Raw genomic sequence first — 13492 nt, 5'->3', positions numbered from 1 at the left:
GAGAATAGGAGCATTCAGGGTTAGGAATAACCGTTTTGGCTCGGCACTAGTTGCAAATTCAATCCCCACCCATTAACTTGGCCTGCATTGTGCTTAGTTGCATTGTTTTAATTACTATTTATTTAAACAACGTTACCCCATTTTCCACCCATGAAGACATCAGTACCCTATTTCTCTCCCTCCAAGTCGCCGTCCTTCGCGGGCCGGATGACGGGTGCACTAGTGGCCCTCTTGCTATTGGGCGCGGCGCCCGCGGCACACTCCCAAACGTGGATGGTAAGCACCACGGCCCAGATAAAATTGGGTATTTTGGATAAATACGGGCAATTGGGCACGTATTCTGCCACTTTCATTGTACACAACGAACGCAGTGGCAAAGACTATTACCTGGTAAAAGACTTGGCAATGGGCCAGACTGGAGTCGATGTACTTTTCCCTACCGACCCTTCCGACCCGACGTATTTCAAAAGTGAAACGGGCGAAGCCGCCGTTGCTGCCCCGGGTCGTTACACGTGGGAGTGCCGCGTAAAAGGCGTGAAAGCCGTAGGCGGCCGGTTTGTATTTCCCGAGGTTGGCAACGACGTAACGGTCATTAACCGGTAAAACAAAAGGCGTTACGCTTTTTTTTAGCCCTGAAAATCACCAAAGCCTGGCCCTGTGCCGGGCTTTTTTCGTTTACTGCATCCCTACCCTTTTGGTACGGCCCCAGGCGACGAATCGCCGGGAGAACCCACTTAGTTTTTTTGTATCGTGCCCCGCAAGTCCTTCCCCGAGCTCATTAACAGCCCCGGCATGCCGGTGCTTGTCGATTTCTACGCCACCTGGTGCGGCCCCTGCAAAACCATGGCTCCTATTCTGGAGCAGGTTGCGGCGCAGCACGGCGGCAAACTGCGCGTCATCAAGATTGACGTGGACCGCAACGCCGCCGTGGCCCAGCAATACCGCGTGCAAAGCATTCCCACCCTCATTCTTTTCCACCAGGGCCAGCCGGTGTGGCGGCAGGCCGGCGTGGTGCCCGCGGCGCAAATCACGCAGGCCCTCCAGCCGTTTGTGGGCAAATCCTGAGGGTTGGCAGGGCGGACTTTTGAAAACTATCTGGTGGACAAGGGCGTTGGCAGGACGTTACCTTTGCCTATTATCTGCTTGATACTGTATGGTTCTTAGTTCGGCTGCGCGTTGCTACCTGTTTGTGTTGTTGTTAAGCTTCGGCGGGCCGCGCGTGGCGTGGGCGCAGGAAGTCGTTCGATTTACCATCAACGGCACCGTGCGCGGGGCGCGGGGCGAAACGCTTCCCGGGGCGAGCGTGGCGGTTCCGGCGTTGGGCACGGGCACGGCGGCCGATTCGCTGGGCCGCTATTCTCTCAATTTACCCGCCGGGCGGCACCAGCTGCTGGTGGCTTTTGTGGGTTATCAGCAAGTAACCCGCGACATTAACCTGACCCGCAACCAACGCCTGAGCTTTGCGCTGGAAGAAAGCGGCAACGAGCTGGGCGAAGTTGTGGTGGAAGGCTCCGTGAGCTTGGAGCAAAAGCTCAAAACCACCCAAATGGGCGTGGAGCACCTCAGCATCCGCGAAGCCAAGCTGCTGCCGGCGCTCTTCGGCGAGGTCGACATTCTCAAAACCTTGCAGTTGAAACCGGGGGTTCAGAGCGGGGGCGAAGGCACCAGCGGCTTGTTTGTGCGCGGCGGCTCTTCCGACCAAAACCTCGTGCTCATTGACAACGCACTGGTCTACAACCCCAACCACTTATTTGGGCTGTTTTCGGTTTTCAATTCCGACGCGGTGCAGAGCGTGGACTTGTACAAATCCGGTTTCCCGGCGCAGTTTGGCGGGCGGCTGTCGTCGGTGGTGGACGTGAAGATGCGGGAGGGCGACCGCCAGCACTACGTGGCCACCGGCGGCGTGGGCCTGATTTCGTCGCGCCTCACCTACGAAGGCCCCATCAACAAGGGCAAAGGTTCGTTCATCGTGTCGGGCCGCCGCACGTATTTCGACATTTTTACCCGGGCCCTCAACGAGGCCAACAAGAACAAGGAAGACTACAGCCCCATTCCGGACTACTATTTCTACGACTTCAACGCCAAGGCCAACTACACGCTGGGCGAGAAAGACCAGATTTTTCTGACCGGCTACCTGGGCCGCGATACGTTTGGCTTCAACAGCCCCGGCGGTTTCAACTTTGATTTTAGCTGGGGCAACACCATCGGCACGCTGCGCTGGAACCACACCTTCTCGCCGAAGCTGTTCGTGAACACGTCGGTGTCGGTGTCCGACTACAAATACAACCTCACGAACCGGCTCGACCAGTTCAGCTTCGGCCTCGGGTCAAGCATCACCGACTACAGCGCCCGCACCGATTTTGAGTACACCCCCGACGACCGCCACGTGCTCAAGGCCGGCGCCCAGCTCACGCAGCACCGGTTCGGCGTGGGCCGCCTGGAGGCCAATTCCGGCGACGGCCGCATCAATTTCGGGTCCGATGTCAGCTACACCGGCACGGACGCGGCCTTGTACGCTTCGGATAACTACAAAGCCTCCGACAAACTCCAGCTCGAAGGCGGCCTGCGGCTGACTGGCTTCCGCAGCGGCAGCGACCAATACGGCGGGCTGGAACCCCGCGCCTCGGCCCGCTATTCGCTCAGCGAGCGCACCTCTTTGAAGGCCAGCTACGCCCTGATGTACCAATACGTGCACTTGGTCACCAACTCGGGCGCCTCGCTGCCGACGGACATCTGGTACCCGTCGCGCCTCTCCGTGAAGCCCCAACGCTCGCAGCAGACGAGCGCCGGAGTAAGCTTTCTGCTGGGCCGGGGCAAGTATTTGCTCACCAACGAAGCGTACTACAAATGGGGCCAGAACCAAGTGGATTTCCGCGACGGCGCCCAGCTTTTTGTGAATCCGGAGCTTGATTCGGAGTTCATTTTTGGCAAAAGCTGGAGCTACGGCAACGAGGTGTACCTGGAAAAGAAAACCGGCAAAACCACCGGTTGGATAGGCTACACCCTGGCCTGGAGCTGGCGCAACTTTCAGCCCCAGCGCGGCACCAACGGCGTGAACAACGGCGAGGATTTCCACCCCAATTACGACCGCCGCCACAACCTGACCGTGGTGGCCTTGCACCAGCTCAACGCCCGCATCAACCTCACGGCCAGCTTTATCTACACGTCTGGCTCGCTTACCACGCTACCGCTGGGCCGCTTTGGCTTGCAGGACATTCCGGGGTCGCGCACGGGCATCGACCCGCGCCCGGTGCCCATTTACCCCAACCGCAACTCCTATCAGCTCATCCCCTACCACCGCCTCGACCTGGGCGTGGTGTATAAAATCGGCAGCCGCCTCAACCAGGACCTGACCCTGAGCATCTACAATGCTTACAACCGCCGCAACGCCTACTTCGTGTTCTTCGAAGCCGTGCGCGACGAAACCACCGACCGCACCACGGGCTTCCAGGCCAAGCAGGTGTCGCTGTTTCCCATCATCCCCTCGCTGACCTACAACTTCCGCTTTTAGAAATTGATTTTTAGCAGATTGGCTTCCCCGTTTTTTGCCCTGAAGCAAGTCTTACCCTTTATCATTATGTCAATACGTAGTAAAATTGTTGGCTGGGTTGTGGCAGTTTCGGCGGGCGCGGCGCTCGCGGGCTGCGACTCGCTGGAAAACAACATCGACGTGCCGCTGCCCAGCTACAGCTCGGAGCTGGTGGTGGAATGCTACCTGGAGCCCGGCAAAGTGCCGTCCCTCACCGTCACCACCACCGTGCCGTACCTGAGCCCGGCGCTGCCGCAACTGCCCGACGATGTCACGGTGAACCTCACCCTGCCCGATGGCACCATCGTGCCGCTGGCTTTCAAACCGAATTACGAAGTGTTGCTTGATACCGTGTCGGGCATCAAGTTTCACACCCACATCGGGCGCGATGCCCTCGTGGCGCGTCCCGGCGACGTGTTTAAGCTGGAAGTAACCGACTCCAAGGGCCACCGCGTCACGGGCACCACCACCATGCTCCCGCCGGTGCCCATCGATTCGCTGGAATACAAGTTCAACGATAAAACCGGCGTTGAGCGCGAGGCCTATTTCCTCACCAATTTCCGCGACCCGCCCACGCTCAACGACTGCTACCGCCTGCAACTGCACCAGGGCGACCCCGCCAAAGGCGCCCTGCGCCGGGAACCGGAGGTGGACAATTCCTTTGAGGACCGGTTGCTCAACGGCAAGCCATTCGTGGTTGGCACCAGCTACCGGTTCGATACGGGCGATACCATCACTGCGACCTTGTATCATACCGATGCCGCCTTCTACCGCTTCCGCGAGTCGGTTCGCGACGCCCGCAATGCCAACGGCAACCCCTTTGCGCAGCCATCAGCCATCTATAGCACGGTGCAGGGCGGCGTGGGCATCTTCTCGGTGCTGAGCTACACCCGGGCCACTAAAATCGTGCTTTGAGGATTTTAGCGGTTCTTTTATAGCTGCTCTATCACTTTCTTTATTAGGGCAGTGAGCCGGGGTTCGGCCAGGGCAGCGGCGGCAAAAATATCGGCCAATACGACGGGCTTGAGGTGGCCGGGCGCACACAAATCGGTGATGACGGACACTGCCAGCACCGGCAGGCCTAGGTGGCGAGCGGCAATGACTTCCGGCACGGTGCTCATGCCCACGGCATCGGCCCCGATGGTGCGCAGGTAGCGGTACTCGGCGGGGGTTTCGAGCATGGGGCCGGGCACGCTCACGTACACGCCGTGGCGGGTGCTGCTGGCCTGGCCCAAGTCTTGGGCGGCGGCTTCGGCGTGGGCCAGCAGGGCGGCGTCGTAGGGGGCAAACATGTCGGGAAAGCGCGGGCCCAGTTCGTCGTGATTCGGGCCGATGAGCGGGTTGGTGGGCTGCAGGTTGATGTGGTCGTCAATCAGCATCAGGTCGGCAATATTGAAATCGGGGTTGAGGCCACCCGCCGCGTTACTCACCAGCAGCGGGCCAATGCCGAGCAGCTTGAGCACCCGCACCGGCATCACAACTTGTTCCATGGTGTAGCCTTCGTAGTAATGAAAGCGGCCCTGCAACACGGCCACGTTTTTGCCGCCCAAGCGGCCCAGCAGCAGGCGGCCAGCGTGACTTTCCACCGTGGAAAGCGGAAAATGCGGAATGTCGGCGTAGTTGATTTCGCACTCTACTTCCACTTCCTTAGCCAGCGCGCCCAAGCCCGTGCCGAGAATAATCCCCACCTGGGGCTTAAAACCATTGGACTGGGCTTTGATGTAGGCGGTGGCTTCGTGGAGGTTTTGCATGTTGTGAGTTAAAGGATTGTTGACAAAAAATGTCATCCTGAGCGGAGCAAAGGACCTCCTCACGTCGGAACAACTGGTCCAACCTTGACAAGGTCCTTCGCTCCGCTCAGGATGACAACTGTTTATGGATATTACTTTATTTCGAGCTCATACGGCAGCTTGGCTTGCACACCGCGCATGGTCATGAGCTGCTGGTACTGAACATAAACCGGGTATAGTGGGCCCAGTTCGGCTTTCATGGTTTTGGCTTTCACCTCGGCATTGTCTTCGCCGCCCAGCATGGACAGCAGATTTTCGAGGCCCGACTTGCGGCGGGGCAGGCGCTGCACGCGGTAATCATCGGCCTTCAGATTGGCGCGGGACGCGGCAATTTTCAGGGCATCGTCGTAGTCACCCAGCACATCAACCAAGCCGTTGGCCTTGGCTTCGAGGCCGCTCCAGACGCGGCCCGAGGCCAGCCGGCGCAGGCGCTCGACGGGCATGTTGCGGCCCTTGGCAGCTTTGGTGGTGAAGTCGGCGTAAATGTTGTCGACTTCGCTTTGCAGGGTGCGCTTCTCAAACTCGGTGAGGGCGCGGGTGATGGTGGGCAGGTCGGAGAATTTGCCGGTCATCACGCGGTCCACGGTGATGCCGAGCTTATCGGCCAGCAGCGGCTGCACGTTGGGCAGCACCCCAAATACCCCAATAGAACCCGTGATGGTATTGGGATGCGCCACGATGGTGTCGCAGGCCATGGCGATATAGTAGCCGCCCGAAGCCGCCACGTCCGACATGGAGGCGATAATGGGCTTCACTTTTTTGGTGAGGAGCACCTCGCGGTAGATAATGTCCGAGGCCAGCGACGAGCCGCCGGGCGAGTTGATGCGCAGTACCACGGCCTTCACCTTTTTGTCGAGGCGGGCTTTGCGGATGGCTTCGGCAAACTTCTCGCTGCCGATGTTGTCGTCGCTACCCTTGCCGGTCACGATGTCGCCCTCGGCGTAAATCACGGCAATGCGGTTGCTGCTCGTGATGCCGTCGCTTTCCTCGTCCCGGTCGCTGTCGGTGTAGTCGCTCAGGCTCACCACGCTGGGTTTTTCGTCGCTATCCAAGCCCAACTTGCCGCGCATGTAGTTCTGCACCTGGTCGAAATACCCAAGCTTGGTCACCATTTTGAGGCGCAGGGCATCGGGAGCGTTGTGCACCAGCATCGAATCGGAAATGACCTTGAGGCGGGCCGGGTTGATGCCGCGCGACGCCGCCACCTGTCCAATCATGTGGCCGTTGATGGAGTTCAGGAACGACACGGTCTGGAAGCGGGCCGAATCGGAGAAGCTTTCCCGGAAAAACGGCTCCACGGCGCTTTTGAAAGAGCCCACCCGGAAGATGTAGGGCTCGATGCCGGCCTTTTCGAACAGCCGCTTGTAGAACAGCACTTCGGTGCTCAGGCCGTTGAATTCCAACGTGCCCTGCGGGTGCAGGTAAATCTGATTGGCGACCGAGGAAAGGTAAAAGCTCTTTTCGGAGCACACCTCGTGGTAGGCCACAACGAATTTGCCCGACTTCTTGAAGTCCAGCAGCGCATCGCGCACTTCCTCCAGCGAGGCCATGCCGCCCTGCACAATGTCCAGGTTCAGCAGAATCCCCTTGATGTCACCGTCCTTTTTGGCGCGGCGAATGGCATCTTTCAGCCCCACCAGGCCGGTGGCGGTGTTGCTGCTCAAACTAAATCGCCCGTCGCGGCCACGCTCCGACAGCGGCTCGTTCAGCTTGAGCTCTAGCACGGAATTGGAGGCGATTTCCTTGCGCTCGCCCGCGCTTTTCGCGGCCCCGATGATGGCCGCCAGCAGCAGAAAGCCCAGGAAGCTGAACGCCACCAGCCCAACGAGGGTGGCCAGCACGTACTTCAAAAATTGACGCATGTTGTTTAAAACAAAGAATGTGGTGTGTAAAAGTAAGGACGCAGCCGGCCGGCCCCTACTTTATGATGCCGATACTTCCAGCTGCTTCAACTCCGAAGCCGATTTCTGAATAGCTGCGTGGCATTTCCAGCCTTCTAATGACCGGAAAGGCGCATGGAAAAGACGGAAGTTGCCTTCGGGAACTAGTAGCCGTATTTCTCGCCCCACCAGGCCCGCAGCCGCTCCTGAATTTTTTGTTCGCTGGGGTTGAGGCCGGGTTCGTAGAAACGGGTGCCGCTCAGGGCATCGGGCAGAAACTCCTGCTCCTCAAAGTTGCCCTCGCCGTTGTGCGAGTACGCGTACTCCTTCCCGTAGCCGAGCTGTTTCATGAGGCGCGTGGGGGCGTTGCGCAGCGGCACCGGCACGGGGTACACGCCGTTGGCTTTCACCTCGGCCTGCGCCGCCCGAATGGCCGTGTAGGCCGCGTTGCTTTTCACCGAAGTAGCCAGGTAAATAACGGTTTGGGCCAGAATCAAATCCGACTCCGGCAGACCGATGACGGTGCAGGCCTGAAAGCAGCTCGTGGCCAGCATCAGGGCATTGGGATTGGCGTTGCCAATGTCTTCACTGGCCAGAATGAGCATGCGGCGGGCAATGAATTTCACGTCCTCGCCCCCTTCCAGCATCACGGCCAGGTAGTAGAGTGCGGCGTTGGGGTCGGAACCGCGGATGCTTTTGATGAAAGCCGAAATGACGTCGTAGTGCATCTCACCGCCTTTGTCGTAGCGCGCCAGGGGGCGCTGGGCCACTTCCTGCACCACGGCATCGGTGATGGTGACAACCCCTTTTTTGTCCGGAGGCGTGCTCTGCACCACAATTTCGAGCAAGTTGAGCAGCTTGCGCGCATCGCCGCCGCTGAGGGCCAGCAGGGCGTGGTCCTCGGCCAGCTTCACTTTTTTCTGCTTCAGGGCCGTGTCTTCGCTCAGGGCCTTGGCCACCAGCCCGCGCAGGGTTTCCGCGCTCAGCGGCTCCAGCACGTACACCTGGCAGCGCGAGAGCAAAGCGGGAATGACTTCAAACGAAGGATTTTCCGTTGTGGCGCCAATCAGTGTCACCGTACCATGCTCCACAGCGCCCAGCAGCGCGTCCTGCTGCGCTTTGCTAAAGCGGTGAATTTCATCAATAAAGAGCACCGTGCCGCGCTGCCGCTTGGCTTTGTCGATGACGTCGCGCACGTCCTTTACTCCGGCATTGATAGCCGAAAGCGCCGAAAACGGCTGTTTCAGCTCCGAAGCCAGCAGGTGGGCCAGGGTGGTTTTGCCCACGCCGGGCGGGCCCCACAAAATGAGACTGGGCAGCCGGCCAGCGTTGAGGTAGCGGCGCAGCACCCCGGTTTCGCCCACCAAATGCTGCTGGCCGGCATAATCGGCGAGGCGGCGCGGACGCTGGCGCTCGGCCAAAGGCGCATCGGGGCCGGGGCCGGGCGGTGGGGTAAAGGCAGCGGGTTCGTCGGGAAAGAGGGAGGACATGGAAGGGTGCGCAATGTAGCGCGAACTTTGTAGCGCGCGTTTTAGAACGTTCGGCACCGAAACGAGTTCTGCTGGCGCGAAAACGCGGACTACAAAGTTGGCTTACGCCGGCCTTCGGGTCGTGCTCTTACCCTTAATTTATGCGCAATTCCTTTCGCGTGCACGCGGCCCTGTTTTTCGTTGCCGTCATCTATGCGGCCAACTACAGTTTGTCGAAAGACGTGATGCCGCACTACATGGGGCCGTTCGGCATCGTCACGCTCCGGATAGTGGGGGCGCTTGTGTTTTTTTCGCTGGTCAAATACTTCACCGCGCCGCAGGATAAAATCGTAGGCCGCGCCGATAACCTGCGCGTCATTGCCTGCGGCATTTGCGGCATTGGGGTCAATCAACTGCTGTTCTTCTCGGGCCTGAACTTAACGTCGCCCATCAGCGCCTCGCTGCTGCAAACCATCGCGCCCATTATCGTGGTCATTGCCTCGGCGGTGCTGCTGAGCGAGAAAATCACCCTGCCGCGGGTGCTCGGCATTGCCATAGGCGCCTTTGGCGCGGGCCTGCTCATTCTGAGCCGCAATGCGCAAGCCGCCATTTACCCGCACGCCACGCTGGGCAACATTTTTATCCTGCTCAACGCCACCGTGTTTGGCCTCTACCTGGTGCTGGTGCAGCCGCTGATGCGGAAATACCACGCCTTCACGGTGCTGGCGCGCATCTTTTTAGTGGGCGCCTTTATTGCCGTGCCCTTCGGCTGGCGCGAGGCCCTAATGGCTGATTACGCCAGTTTCCCTCTATACATCTGGCTTGAAATCGGCTACATGGTGGTTTTCCTCACCATTCTGGCCTACTTGCTGAATAACTGGGCTTTGAAATACGCCTCCCCCGCTCTGCTCGGCGTGTACATCTACCTGCAGCCGGTACTGGCCGTGCTCATCGCCGTGGGCCTGGGTAAAGACCACCTCACCTGGGGCAAGGCCGGGCAGGCGGTGCTGATTTTTCTGGGCGTGTGGCTGGTGAGCCGTAAGCCCAAGGCAGTTGCGGCTTCTGAGCCAGAAGTGCCGCTGGTGCCGGTGCAGGACTAGCGCTTGTGCAGAGCGCCGCGCGTACTTTCGGCTCAACTATGCGCTTCCCAATCTTTTTACCAAGCCTGCTTTTGCTGTTGTTCTCCAGCAGCGCCCGCGGCCAATCCACTGCCTCGAAAACTGATACCGTTGAAGTCAAGACCGAGACGTACACAGAGTCGATGCCTATTTTCCCGGGTGGCAAGCCCGGCGAGAGCTTCCAGGAAGCCAGCCAACGCTTTATTCACTTCCTTACCGACAGCCTCACATTTCCGCCAAAGGCCATTCGTGATGGCGTGCAAGGGAAAGTATTGTTTTCTTTTAAGGTAAATGCCCAGGGCCGCACTTCCGACATCAAACTAGTGCAAGGGCTCCGCGCCGATGTGGATGCTGCCGTGCTGCAAAATGCCCATCGCATGGACCGCATTCAGTGGGTGCCAGGCATGCAAAATCACAAGCCCGTGAGCGTTGCATACACCGTACCCATCAGTTTCAACGTGCACACTAATGGCCGGGAAACGCTCGCCGGCGACTCGCTGGACCGGGGCCCTTACCAAAAGCTCGTGCTGCCGCTGATGGAATGGAACAGCGACCGGCGGCAAATTCCTGCCGGGAAGGGATTGATTTATGGCAGTTGCATCCAGCGGCTGGGCGGCAACAGCAGCCTGGGCCTAGGCGAATACGTGCGCCTAGTGAACGTCAGCACCGGCAAAGCCTTTCGCATAATGGTTAAACCAGCCATGAAGTCGCGCCGGGAAAATGCGTTCTGCTACGCCCTGCCCGCTGGCCGCTACGCCTTGTTCATTTACGAATTCCCGGATGCCAAATGGGGCCCCTACCAACTGCACTTGGAAAATATCCGCAAGTCCACTCCAGCCCAAGATGCTTCCAGCTTACAAGCCACCCGCTTTCAGTTTGTGGTAGAAGCCGGCAAGCTCCACTACGTGGGCACCTGGAACCTGGCCAACGAAAATCAACCCGTCTTTCTGGATGAAAAAACCATTCTCGACACCCGCATCCAAGCCAGCTACGAATCCGTGAAATTTGGAGAAGCCAAGCTAGCCGTGCCCCGATAACAAGGACCTGTCTGAATACAAAAAGGCCCGGCTCAATACTAAGCCGGGCCTTTTCAACTAATTGCAATCAGCTCGATAAGCTTACAGGTGAATCACTTCGCCGTAAGCAGCAGCGGCCGCTTCCATAATGGCTTCCGACATCGTCGGGTGCGGGTGCACAGACTTGATGATTTCCATGCCGGTGGTTTCCAGCTTGCGGGCCACCACGACTTCAGCAATCATTTCGGTCACATTCATGCCAATCATGTGGGCGCCGAGCCATTCGCCGTATTTCTTGTCGAAGATGACTTTCACGAAGCCGTCTTTGGCGCCGGCGGCGCTGGCTTTGCCCGAGGCGGAGAAGGGGAATTTACCCACCAGCACGTCGTAGCCTTTGGCTTTGGCTTCGGCTTCGGTGTAGCCCACGCTGGCGATTTCGGGCGAGGCGTAGGTGCAGCCGGGGATGTTCTGGTAGTTGAGCGGCTCGGGGTGGTGGCCGGCAATTTTCTCCACGCAGATGATGCCTTCGGCCGAGGCCACATGGGCCAGCGCGGGGCCGGGCACAATGTCGCCGATGGCGTAGATGCCAGGCACGTTGGTCTGGTAGAAGTCGTCCACAATCACGCGGCCGCGCTCCACTTTAATGCCCAGCTCTTCAATGCCGATGTTTTCGAGGTTGGTGGTCACGCCCACGGCGCTCAGCACCACGTCGCACTCAATCACCTGCTCGCCCTTGGCGGTTTTGATGGTCACTTTGCAGCCTTCGCCGGCGGTGTCCACCTTGGTTACTTCGGCGCTGGTGAGCACGTTCACGCCGATTTTGCGGAACGACTTTTCCATCTGGCGCGACACTTCCTCGTCCTCCACGGGCACGATGCGGGGCAGGAACTCCACCACTGTCACTTCCGAGCCCATAGTGCGGTAGAAGTAGGCAAACTCCACGCCGATGGCACCGGAGCCCACCACCACGAGGCGCTTGGGCAGCTGCTCCATGCTCATGGCCTTGCGATAGCCGATGATTTTTTTGTTATCAACCGACATGGTGGGTAGCTCACGCGAGCGGGCGCCGGTGGCCAGAATGATGCTCTTGGCCTCCACGGTTTCCTTGCTGCCGTCGGCTTTGGTTACTTCTACTTTGCCGGGCGCCAGCACTTTGCCGGTGCCCATCACGGTTTCGATTTTATTTTTTTTGAACAGGAAGTTGATGCCCTTGCTCATGCCGTCGGCCACGCCGCGGCTGCGGCCAATCACAGCGCCGAAATCGAAGCTGACGCCATCGGCTTTCAGGCCGTAGTCGGCGGCGTGATTGAGGTATTCAAACACCTGGGCCGATTTCAGCAGCGCTTTCGTGGGAATACAGCCCCAGTTGAGGCAGATACCGCCCAACGATTCGCGCTCAATCACGCCCACTTTCAACCCCAACTGCGACGCCCGAATGGCGGCCACGTACCCACCGGGGCCGCTACCAACCACGACCAAATCAAATTGCAATGCCATAAACTTCTCAGGAAGAAAAAAGTACACCGGGCCCGCCTGGGGGACCCTCCCATTGTGGCGCAAAGATAGCCGCGCCTCCGCACCGCGCCGCTATTCTTGCCGGCAGCGCCTAACTTGCCACTGTAGCCAGGAAGCCTGGCGCCCCAGCAGCCAATCCTGCAATGTCTCCGTATAAGGCCCTGGTTACGGCGAAACCTGCCCGGCCCTCATTCTTTCGATTTTATGAAATCATGTTTCCGCACACCGTTGGCAGCGCTCGGCCTGTTGGCTTTTCTCACCAACTGCGCCACTACCACCTCTGAAAAAGAGAAGCCCACCACCATGAGCCAGCCCATGGCGGCTCCCACTGCCCCAGCACCCGACGCCAGCCCCGAGCCAACGCCACCGCCCACTGTTACGGGCGCGCCGATTGATGCTTCGCTGACGGAAGACGCCGGCACCAGCGTGGCCGCAATTCCGGATGCGGCGCCTTCAGCGGCCACAACGGCCGAGGAAGTAGTGGTGCCACCGTCGGCCGCGGCGGCGTCGGCCGAGCGGGTCAAAGAGAAAAAAATGAGCACCGCCGAGTACCGCACCATGCTGGCCAGCGCCGAAGCGGCAGTCAAAGCCAACCCCAAAAGCGCCACCGCCCTGCTCCAGCGCGCCAAGGCTAAGAGTTATCTCAAGCAATACAGCGAGGCCATGCCCGACTACACGGCGGCCCTGCGCTACCAGCGCACCAACCCCGATATTTACTACAACCGCGGCGTCAACCACCTGATGACAAAGCAGTATAAATCGGCTATTGCTGATTTTGCGGGTGCGCTCAAATTCCGTCCTGACGACAAGGAATCCTTTTTCGGGCGCGGCGTGGCCAAGATGCAGATGTACCAATACAAATCGGCGGTTGTGGACTTCACCAAGGCCATCGAGCTTGATTCCGACTACGCCGACGCTTGGGAATACCGGGGCATCTGCTACGCTTCGTTTGGGAAAATGGTCGATGCCCGCCGCGATTTGGAACGTGCCACGCAACTCAACCCCGATGCCGCCAAAAGCCTGCGCAAGTACGTGGGAAACGAGGGCAAGCAGCCCGTGAAAGCACCGGCTGGCAAAGCAGCTCCCCGCCCGGCCGCTAAGCGCTAGCGCTAAAGCCCCTAGCCCGTCATGCGGAGCGCAGCCGAAGCATCTCGCGTGAAATAGTGACTCAATCG

General features: G+C 59.3%; 11 protein-coding genes. 7 read left to right on the top strand and 4 right to left on the bottom strand.

Translation table 11 applies throughout. From position 1 onward, the window contains the following. Positions 1–150 precede the first annotated feature (150 nt). The 4 genes from I2I05_RS10675 to I2I05_RS10660 all read left to right on the top strand — a co-directional run bounded on the left by I2I05_RS10675 (position 151) and on the right by I2I05_RS10660 (position 4444). Positions 151–603 (top strand): hypothetical protein, encoded by a 453-nt coding sequence (locus tag I2I05_RS10675; protein ID WP_196282236.1) that lies wholly within the window; start codon positions 151–153, stop codon positions 601–603. 147 nt (positions 604–750) lie between these two features. After that, on the top strand, positions 751–1065 hold the full coding sequence (gene trxA, locus I2I05_RS10670; RefSeq protein ID WP_196282235.1) for a thioredoxin: 315 nt from the start codon (positions 751–753) through the stop codon (positions 1063–1065). An 88-nt stretch (positions 1066–1153) separates the two neighbouring features. Beyond that, complete coding sequence (locus I2I05_RS10665; RefSeq protein ID WP_196282234.1) at positions 1154–3511, top strand: TonB-dependent receptor; 2358 nt, start codon at positions 1154–1156, stop codon at positions 3509–3511. A 66-nt stretch (positions 3512–3577) separates the two neighbouring features. Then, complete coding sequence (locus I2I05_RS10660) at positions 3578–4444, top strand: DUF4249 domain-containing protein (RefSeq protein ID WP_196282233.1); 867 nt, start codon at positions 3578–3580, stop codon at positions 4442–4444. A gap of 17 nt (positions 4445–4461) precedes the next feature. On the opposite strand, the gene I2I05_RS10655 is transcribed toward I2I05_RS10660, so the two are convergent. The 3 genes from I2I05_RS10655 to I2I05_RS10645 all read right to left on the bottom strand — a co-directional run bounded on the left by I2I05_RS10655 (position 4462) and on the right by I2I05_RS10645 (position 8689). Next, positions 4462–5280, bottom strand: a complete 819-nt coding sequence (locus I2I05_RS10655; RefSeq protein ID WP_196282232.1) for a purine-nucleoside phosphorylase — start codon at positions 5278–5280, stop codon at positions 4462–4464. A gap of 131 nt (positions 5281–5411) precedes the next feature. Next, positions 5412–7181, bottom strand: coding sequence for a signal peptide peptidase SppA (gene sppA / locus I2I05_RS10650; RefSeq protein ID WP_196282231.1), 1770 nt, complete (start codon positions 7179–7181; stop codon positions 5412–5414). Positions 7182–7363: 182 nt separating this feature from the next. Continuing rightward, positions 7364–8689: a replication-associated recombination protein A gene (locus I2I05_RS10645; protein WP_196282230.1), complete on the bottom strand. Its 1326-nt coding sequence runs from the start codon at positions 8687–8689 to the stop codon at positions 7364–7366. A 140-nt stretch (positions 8690–8829) separates the two neighbouring features. Between I2I05_RS10645 and I2I05_RS10640 the strand changes: the two genes are divergently transcribed. Then, positions 8830–9768 carry a DMT family transporter gene (locus I2I05_RS10640; RefSeq protein ID WP_196282229.1) on the top strand — a complete coding sequence of 313 codons (939 nt, stop codon included), beginning with the start codon at positions 8830–8832 and terminating at the stop codon, positions 9766–9768. Between the two features lie 71 nt (positions 9769–9839). Then, the gene (locus I2I05_RS10635) at positions 9840–10823 is read left to right on the top strand and encodes an energy transducer TonB (protein ID WP_196282228.1); all 984 of its coding nucleotides are present in this window, start codon (positions 9840–9842) and stop codon (positions 10821–10823) included. A gap of 81 nt (positions 10824–10904) precedes the next feature. On the opposite strand, the gene lpdA is transcribed toward I2I05_RS10635, so the two are convergent. Next, complete coding sequence (gene lpdA, locus I2I05_RS10630; RefSeq protein ID WP_230688274.1) at positions 10905–12299, bottom strand: dihydrolipoyl dehydrogenase; 1395 nt, start codon at positions 12297–12299, stop codon at positions 10905–10907. A 222-nt stretch (positions 12300–12521) separates the two neighbouring features. Between lpdA and I2I05_RS10625 the strand changes: the two genes are divergently transcribed. Then, positions 12522–13424 carry a tetratricopeptide repeat protein gene (locus I2I05_RS10625; RefSeq protein ID WP_196282227.1) on the top strand — a complete coding sequence of 301 codons (903 nt, stop codon included), beginning with the start codon at positions 12522–12524 and terminating at the stop codon, positions 13422–13424. Positions 13425–13492 lie beyond the last annotated feature (68 nt).

Source organism: Hymenobacter jeongseonensis (assembly GCF_015694725.1).
Taxonomy (GTDB): domain Bacteria; phylum Bacteroidota; class Bacteroidia; order Cytophagales; family Hymenobacteraceae; genus Hymenobacter; species Hymenobacter jeongseonensis.
This window is presented reverse-complemented; position numbering and strand designations above follow the sequence as displayed.